The following is a 7,129-nucleotide window of genomic DNA, read 5'->3' as shown; positions in this document are numbered from 1 at the left end:
CCAGTAGGCGATCCCCCGCGCCCCGCGCAGCACCGGCGCCTCGAGCCCGGCGACCGTGTCCGTCGGCATCACGACGACGTGGGTCGGCTCGCCCGGCGCGCGCAGCACCGCCGTTCCAGGCCGGTCCTTGTCGCCGAGATCGACGTCGAGGCAGGGAAAGGTCCGGTCGGCGAGCCTCTTGGCGAGGACGCAGGTCTTCAGCGCCGCCCAGAGCACGTCCCGGCTCGGATCGCCGGCGGCGCAGGCGGCCGCCGGAAGCGCGGCGAGAACGATCGCGGTCGGCACGATCCAGCGCATGACGTCCCTCCCGGATCCCCGACGCGCCGTCCGCCCGAGGCGGCCGCGATCACCCCCGCCGCGTCGCATCGGCGATCGCGCTTTGCAGCACGGCTTCGGAGTGCCCTGCGGGCATGAAAAAACCCGCCACGTCGAGACTGGGCGGGTTGAAGAAATGGTAGCGGGAGAGGGACTCGAACCCCCGACACGAGGATTATGATTCCTCTGCTCTAACCAGCTGAGCTACCCCGCCCCAGCCCGCGGCCGTCTGCTCGGGCAGGCGGCCGGTTCGGAGATCGGCGGTATAGGGAACGGCGGCTTGCGGTGTCAACGCCCTGTTTCGGGATGGAGCCCGGGTTTTTTCGGGACCGGTTTGCGTCGCTTCCGCCGGGCCGCAACGGATCGGGCCGGGGCGGCTTATCGCACTGCGTGTCGTTCGAATGCCGGAACCCAGCGAGGGCCGTTTCCTTGTCAGACCTCCCATCCCACGCGGCGCGGCCCTCCCGCCGCCATGCCGACCTCGGCGGCGACTTCTTCGACGTGGTCGAGGCCGCGCGCTTTCCCGAGACCATCCTGCGCGTCCGCAACCAGCCCTGGGCCGCGCGCGTCGGCCTCGACGGGCTGTCGGACGCCGAGTGGATCGCGCGGTTCGGCCGGTTCGAGCCGCTGCCCGGCTCGTTCCCGGCGCCGCTGGCCCTGCGCTATCACGGCCATCAGTTCCGCTCGTACAACCCCGATCTCGGCGACGGGCGCGGCTTCCTCTTTGCGCAGCTGCACGACCTACGCGACGGGCGCCTGCTCGATCTCGCCACCAAGGGCAGCGGCACGACGCCGTGGTCGCGGGCCGGCGACGGGCGCCTGACCTTGAAGGGGGGCGTGCGCGAGGTGCTGGCCACCGCGCTCCTCGAAGCGCAGGGCGTGAACACCTCCAAGAGCTTCAGCCTGATCGAGACCGGCGAGGCTTTGGAGCGCGGCGACGAGCCCTCCCCCACCCGCTCGGCCGTGCTGGTGCGCCTGAGCCACGGCCACATCCGCATCGGCAGCTTCCAGCGCTTCCTGGCGCTCGACGAGCCGGGCAACGTCGCGCGGCTGCTCGATCACACGATCGCCACCCACATGCCCGATCTCTGGCGCGAGTCGGTGGCCGAGCGGGCCGTCGCGTTCCTCGGTGAGGTCACGCGGCGCGTCGCCCGGATGGGCGGGCAATGGGCGGCGGCCGGCTTCGTCCACGGCGTGCTCAACACCGACAACATCAACGTCACCGGCGAGAGCTTCGATTACGGCCCGTGGCGCTGGCTGCCGGCCTACGACCCGAACTTCACCGCGGCCTACTTCGACACGCAAGGGCTCTACAGCTTCGGCCGGCAGCCGGAGGCGCTGTACTGGAACCTCGCCCGGCTGGCGGATTGCCTGCTGACGCTGGCGCCGCAGGCGGATCTCGAAGCCGTCCTCAAGGGCTTCGGCCCGGCCCTGCAGGAGGGGTTCGCGGACGCGTTGCTCGCGCGGCTCGGGCTCGCCAAGGCGGGCCAAGACGAGACCGATCGCCTGGTCGGGGCGTTCTGGCGCTTCCTGGCCGAGAGCGGCGCCCCGTTCGAGCAGACGTTCTTCGACTGGTACGGCGGCACGGCCAGCGCGGACCGTGCCGCGGCGAGCCCGTCCGCCGCGCTCTATGCCGGCGAGAGCTTCGCGCCGGTGCGCGCGGCGCTGCAGGGCATGGCGCCGGCCGCCGGGGCGAACCTCGCCCACCCCTACTTCGCGCAGGCGCGGCCGTGCACGCTGCTGATCGACGAGGTCGAGGCGCTCTGGGCGCCGATCGCGTCGTCCGACGACTGGTCGGTGCTCTCGGACAAGCTCGCGGCGATCGCGCGCATGGCGGAGGCCTACGGCACTGCGCCGCTGCCCGTCGGATAGGGGCTCAGCGCTCCTCCTCCTCGCGCCGGCGCGCCTCGGCATGCCCGGCGCGGATGCCGAGGTCGACCATCACACGGGTGATGCGCAGGCCGAGCCAGAACAGCAGGGCGCAGACGGCGACCGCGGCGGCGATCTTGAGTGGGCTCACGGGCTAAGGTCTCGCGACGGTGGACGATGCGTCCGAGTTAGGGCAGAGGCACGGCGGTGCGCGAGACCTTTCACATCGAAGTCCTCGGCCCCGAGCCAGGCGACGTCCAGACGCGGATCTCGGTGCGCAGCGCCGGGCTCGAGGGCGCGCAGGAACGCGCCTTGCGCCTGTTCACCCGCGCCCGCGTCCCGCAGCGTTCGGGCGGGCCGGCGGAGGCGGTCCGGGTGATCGACGGCGCCGGGCGCGAGGTGTTCTTCCGCAGCCGCTTCGACGAGCCGGGCTGAGGCCATGCGCAAGGCTCTCGTCGTCCTGGCGCTGCTGGTGCTGGTCCCGGCCCTGTTCGTGCGCAGCTACAGCCTGCCGCCGGCCCCCGACCGGCGCGGCGGCACCACGATCCAGCTGACGCTGCCGAACCGGCCGCTGTTCGGCAGCCCGCGGGCCGACTGCGTCGGCGCGCCCGAGGACGATCCCGTGATCGCCTGCCTGATCGCCTCGGTGAACCGATCGCGGACCGAGGGCGTCGTGCTGCTGTCGCTGCCGTTCTCGCCGACCGCCTACGGCTTGTCCGAGCGGGTCGCGCTCCTCGGCCGGGACGAGGCCGCCGGCAAGGCGCAGCTCGCCCGGATCGCGCGGTTCGGCTGGTAGAGGCGGACCGACCCGGGCTTCCCCATCATGTGGGCGTGATCATTTGGGCTTAGTCATTTGGGCTTGGCCGGCGCGGCCGGCTCCAAGGCGGGCTTGGGCTTGCGCGCCTCCTGCAGGTCCTCGGCCTTCTCCTCGTCGGTGTCGCCCTTCTCGATCGTCTTTTCTGGGTCGGCGGCCAGGGTCTTCACGATCTCCAGAACGCGCTCGCACTCGGTGACGTAGGAATAGGTTTCGAGCACGATCGCCGCGTCGCGCAGCGTGCGCAGGTCGCGCACCGTCTGCTTGTTGGCGGCTTCCTGCAGCTCGCTCTTCCGGGCGATCGTCTCCTCGATCTTGGCGCCCTTCACGTCGCAGGCGGCTTCGACCGGCGTGGCGAGGCCGGCGGCGAGCATCAGGAGGGCGGCGTGAGCGAGGCGCATGCGTTAGGGTTCCGGGCGTCGTGCGTCGAGGGATCGGGATCAGGCGTGGTGGGCGTGGCTGCGCAGGATGTCGTTCGTGAGCGCGACCAGCTGGCTCGGTCGATAGGGTTTCGGCACGAAGATCGATTCGGGGACGGCCTCGCCCTGCGAGAGGCAGGCGCGGCCGCCGGAGGTGTAGACCACCGGGAGCGAGGGGCAATGCGCCCGGGCGGCCCGCGCCAGCGTGATCCCGTTCGTGTTGCGGGCGAGATCGATATCGGTGAAGAGCAGATCGACGGTCTCCCGGGCGAGGATCGCCTCGGCTTCCCAGGCATCCGCGGCGGTCAGGACGCGGTAGCCCTCGTCGAGCAGCGCCTCCGCCGCCAGTTCGCAGACGAACGGCTCGTCCTCCACCACCAGGACGGTGGTGGGCGCGCGGTCGAGGTAGCTCGGCAGGCCGATGGCGGCGCAGGCGAAGGACATCATGACGCAACTCCAACTCACCCGGCGCGGAACGAAGGTCCCGCAGCCGGATCGCAAGACCAACGGGGCCCTGTGCTCCGGCGTTCGCCGTGATTGCATCGAATTGCCGAGGTTTGGTGAGCGAAGCCTTAACCCTGCCCGCCCGCCCCTGGACGAGGCGCTGGGAATGGTTAACCGAGTGTTGACGGAACGCGCACCGGATCGGGTTTCGTGAGCCGGTCCTGGCAGCTCGGCACCGGCCTCGTGCTGACGGCGCTCGCTGGATACGTCGACGCCCTCGGCTTCGTGCGCCTCGGCGGCCTCTACACCTCGTTCATGAGCGGCAACACCACGCAGCTCTCGGTCTTCCTCGGGCACGCCGACTTCGCGCACGTGGTGCTGCCGGCGGTCCTGATCGGCGGGTTCCTCGCCGGCGCGGTCCTTGGCAGCGGGCTGTCGATCCTGGTCCCCTTCCCCTGGGCGACGCCGGCGGTGCTCGGCTACGAGGCCTTGCTGATCCTGGCCGCCCTCGGCGTCGGCCTCGCGATCCCGGAGCTCGGCATCGCCTCGTTCTTCATGGCGGTGGCGATGGGCTCGCAGAACGCCGTGCTGGCGCAGGTGAAGGGGTTTCGCGCCGGCACCACCTTCGTCACCGGGGCGCTGTTCAGCCTCGGGCAGAAGATCGCGCAGGCGCTCACCCGCACCGGGCCGCCCTTCGGCTGGGTCGGGGACGGGGCGGTCTGGGCCGCCCTCCTAGTCGGCGCCCTCGCCGGCGCCGTGGCCTAAGCCCGCCTCGACCTCTATGCCCTGGTGATCCCGGCGGCGATATCGGGCGTTCTCGCGCTGGTCGCCGCGATCTTCGCGCTCCGCCACCGCGCGATGATGCCCGAGCCGCCCGCCGCCTGATCCCGTTCCGCACCCGTCCTGTCCGCCTTCGTTCCGATCGAGTCGCCCGATGAGCAACACCTCGCTGACCACCCACGTCGCGCCGATCGAGGCGGGCGCCCACGTCGTCGCCGCGCACTTCGTGAAGGACGCGCTGCTGCTGGCGCTCGGCGACGGCACGATCGTCCTGAGCCGCGACGGCACCTCGAGCCGCCTCGCCGCCCATCCCGAGGCCGGCATCCTCGCTGCCGCCGGCGATGCTAACCGCCTCGTCACCGGCGGCGACGACGGGCGCGTCGTGGCGATCGGGGCCGACGGCACCCTGTCCGAGGTCGCCACCGCCAAGGGCGGCGCCTGGATCGATGCGCTGGCGCTGCACCCCGACGGGTCGGTCGCCTACGCCGCCGGGCGCAGCGTGGTCGCCCGCGACGCCAAGGGGCGCGAGCGGACCCTCACCGCCCCCTCCACCGCCCGCGGCCTCGCCTTCGCCCCGAAGGGCTACCGGCTCGCGGCGTCGCACTACAACGGCGTCTCGCTCTGGTACCCGAACCACGAGACCCCGGCCGAGATGGTCGAGTGGAAGGGCTCGCACATCGACGTGACGTGGTCGCCCGACGGGCGCTTCGTCGTCTCGACCATGCAGGAGAACGCGCTGCACGGCTGGCGCCTGCAGCCGGACCGCGGCCACATGCGGATGTCCGGCTACCCGGCCAAGGTGCGCTCGGTGTCGTGGTCGTCGGACGGGCACTGGCTCGCCACCAGCGGCGCGGAGGCCGCGATCGTCTGGCCGTTCGATTCGAAGGAGGGCCCGACCGGCAAGGCCCCGCGGGAGTGCGGGGTGCGCCCGGCCCGCGTCTCGCGCGTCGCGTTCCACCCCAAGGCCCTGGTGCTGGCGATGGGCTACGAGGACGGCTGCATCCTGCTCGTGCGCTTCACCGACGCCTCGGAGCTGCTGGTCCGCCCGGCGGTGAAGGGCAGCGCGATCTCGGCGCTCGCCTGGGACGCGAAGGGCGGGCGGCTGGCCTTCGGATGCGTCGACGGCGCGGCGGGCCTGCTGACCCTGCCGGCCTGAATCCGACCGGGTTCTGGAACTGCCGCCGTCGCCGTGCTCTTCTGCAACGACCATTTCGACGAGGCGATGCCGTGTTTCGTGTCTTCCGCACCCTCGGTCTGGCGCTCGGCCTCCTCGGCGGCGGGCTGGCGGCGCAGGGCCCCGAATTCGCCCAGCAATACGCCCAGCGCCTCGGCGGCGCCCTCGACGAGCTGAAGCGCGAGATCGCGACGCTCGATTCCGACGCCAAGGCCACCGGCAACACCCGCGACGGGGCGGTCGACCGGCTTCGCACCAACCCCGACACCCTGATCGCGCGGCGGGGCGAGGCGGCGCGCTACGACATCGAGCGGCTCGCCCGGCTTTCGGCGCAGCAGCAGGCGCTGGCCTCGGCCATGAGCCCGCTCGGGCGGCTCGCCGCCGTGATCCGCGACCCGGACGTGCCGCTCGCCCGCGCCACCTACCAGGATTACGAACCGGCGCTGCCGACCACGGCGGACGGGGTGGTGGCCGGGCTGCTCGGGTTCCTCGCCGCCTGGGGCGGCTGGCGCGTGCTGTCCGACGTCGGTCGCCGCGTGGTCCGCCGCCGGCCGCAGACGGAGGTCACGACCGCCTGAGGCGGGCGACGTCGGCGCCCCTGTGTGGCCGGGCGTCTACAGCCCCTAGCGCGCGGCTTGCTTAAGCGGAAAGGCAAGGACGGGCGAGGCCGGGTTTCCCGGGCACGTCGCCGTCACGCTGGTTTCGAGTCGCACCATGGCGCGCCCATCCACCCAGACGATCGACCCGGCGCTCGATGCGGCCGCGCTCCTGCGCCGCGTCGGGTTCTTCGGGCTGTTCGTGATCGTGCCGGTGGTGGCGCAGGTGGCGCGCCGCGCCACGGTGATCCTCGCCCCGATCGCGGTCGCGCTGCTGATCATCGCCAGCGCCATCGACGGGCGCCAGCGCCCGCTGCTGTCGGGCAGCGCCCGGCTGCTGCGCGCGCCGGCCTTCCTCGCCGGCCTGCTCGTGCTGGTGTGGATGGCGCTGTCGCTGGTCTGGACGCCGTTCCCCGGCGCCGCCTCCGAGCGCTTCGCCAACCTCGTCGCGACGATCCTGCTGACGCTCGCCGGCTACATGGCGCTGCCGGACCGGATGCGCTCGGCCAACCTCTACCTGCTGCCGCTCGGCGTCACCGCGGCGGCGATCGTCGCCATCGTGCTCGGCCTGTTCGGCGACACCCTGATGCGCGGCGTGCCCGACGACGACAACGCGCTCGATCGCGGCCTCACCCTCCTGGCCTTGCTGCTCTGGCCCTCGGTGGCGTGGCTGCGCTCGCGCCGGCGCGACCGCGAGGCGCTGGGCCTCGCCGTGGTG

9 protein-coding genes, 1 tRNA gene and 2 pseudogenes are annotated in these 7,129 nt (G+C 72.4%); 7 read left to right on the top strand and 5 right to left on the bottom strand.

Annotated features, from left to right (window positions below; all coding sequences use genetic code 11):
• Both FV223_RS16275 and FV223_RS16270 read right to left on the bottom strand, forming a co-directional pair.
• On the bottom strand, nt 1–297 hold a 297-nt coding region (locus FV223_RS16275; RefSeq protein ID WP_147728012.1), incomplete at its 3' end, for a CDP-diacylglycerol diphosphatase.
• Between the two features lie 155 nt (nt 298–452).
• Nucleotides 453–529 (bottom strand) — tRNA-Met (locus FV223_RS16270).
• Nucleotides 530–744: 215 nt separating this feature from the next.
• Between FV223_RS16270 and FV223_RS16265 the strand changes: the two genes are divergently transcribed.
• On the top strand, nt 745–2,187 hold the full coding sequence (locus FV223_RS16265) for a protein adenylyltransferase SelO (protein ID WP_246689700.1): 1,443 nt from the start codon (nt 745–747) through the stop codon (nt 2,185–2,187).
• Between the two features lie 4 nt (nt 2,188–2,191).
• On the opposite strand, the gene FV223_RS30500 is transcribed toward FV223_RS16265, so the two are convergent.
• Nucleotides 2,192–2,335: a hypothetical protein gene (locus tag FV223_RS30500; protein ID WP_187274659.1), complete on the bottom strand. Its 144-nt coding sequence runs from the start codon at nt 2,333–2,335 to the stop codon at nt 2,192–2,194.
• A 56-nt stretch (nt 2,336–2,391) separates the two neighbouring features.
• Here FV223_RS30500 and FV223_RS16260 point away from each other — a divergent pair, with 56 nt between their 5' ends.
• Both FV223_RS16260 and FV223_RS16255 read left to right on the top strand, forming a co-directional pair.
• Nucleotides 2,392–2,619, top strand: a complete 228-nt coding sequence (locus tag FV223_RS16260; protein ID WP_147728011.1) for a hypothetical protein — start codon at nt 2,392–2,394, stop codon at nt 2,617–2,619.
• A gap of 4 nt (nt 2,620–2,623) precedes the next feature.
• Nucleotides 2,624–2,980, top strand: coding sequence for a hypothetical protein (locus FV223_RS16255; RefSeq protein WP_147728010.1), 357 nt, complete (start codon nt 2,624–2,626; stop codon nt 2,978–2,980).
• Nucleotides 2,981–3,033: 53 nt separating this feature from the next.
• On the opposite strand, the gene FV223_RS16250 is transcribed toward FV223_RS16255, so the two are convergent.
• Nucleotides 3,034–3,399: a photosystem reaction center subunit H gene (locus FV223_RS16250; protein WP_147728009.1), complete on the bottom strand. Its 366-nt coding sequence runs from the start codon at nt 3,397–3,399 to the stop codon at nt 3,034–3,036.
• A gap of 39 nt (nt 3,400–3,438) precedes the next feature.
• Nucleotides 3,439–3,864: a response regulator gene (locus FV223_RS16245; RefSeq protein WP_147728008.1), complete on the bottom strand. Its 426-nt coding sequence runs from the start codon at nt 3,862–3,864 to the stop codon at nt 3,439–3,441.
• A gap of 207 nt (nt 3,865–4,071) precedes the next feature.
• Here FV223_RS16245 and FV223_RS16240 point away from each other — a divergent pair.
• From FV223_RS16240 to FV223_RS16225, 4 genes and pseudogenes are all read left to right on the top strand, one after another.
• Nucleotides 4,072–4,746: pseudogene (locus tag FV223_RS16240) on the top strand (YoaK family protein).
• A gap of 49 nt (nt 4,747–4,795) precedes the next feature.
• Nucleotides 4,796–5,797 (top strand): WD40 repeat domain-containing protein, encoded by a 1,002-nt coding sequence (locus FV223_RS16235; RefSeq protein ID WP_147728007.1) that lies wholly within the window; start codon nt 4,796–4,798, stop codon nt 5,795–5,797.
• Nucleotides 5,798–5,868: 71 nt separating this feature from the next.
• Entirely contained in the window at nt 5,869–6,393 is a 525-nt protein-coding gene (locus FV223_RS16230; RefSeq protein ID WP_147728006.1) for a DUF2937 family protein, read from the top strand.
• A 136-nt stretch (nt 6,394–6,529) separates the two neighbouring features.
• Nucleotides 6,530–7,129 (top strand): annotated as a pseudogene (locus FV223_RS16225) (peptide ABC transporter permease); the annotation flags it as partial.

It is taken from the genome of Methylobacterium sp. WL116, from assembly GCF_008039455.1.
GTDB lineage: Bacteria > Pseudomonadota > Alphaproteobacteria > Rhizobiales > Beijerinckiaceae > Methylobacterium.
The sequence above is the reverse complement of the archived record's forward strand: the minus strand, read 5'-3'. Positions and strand labels throughout refer to the sequence as shown.

Coding starts and splice junctions, on each gene's coding strand:
- FV223_RS16255 (WP_147728010.1), top strand. CDS start 2,624: ATGCGCAAGGCTCTCGTCGTCCTGGCGCTGCTGGTGCTGGTCCCGGCC.
- FV223_RS16245 (WP_147728008.1), bottom strand. CDS start 3,864: ATGATGTCCTTCGCCTGCGCCGCCATCGGCCTGCCGAGCTACCTCGAC.
- FV223_RS16250 (WP_147728009.1), bottom strand. CDS start 3,399: ATGCGCCTCGCTCACGCCGCCCTCCTGATGCTCGCCGCCGGCCTCGCC.
- FV223_RS16235 (WP_147728007.1), top strand. CDS start 4,796: ATGAGCAACACCTCGCTGACCACCCACGTCGCGCCGATCGAGGCGGGC.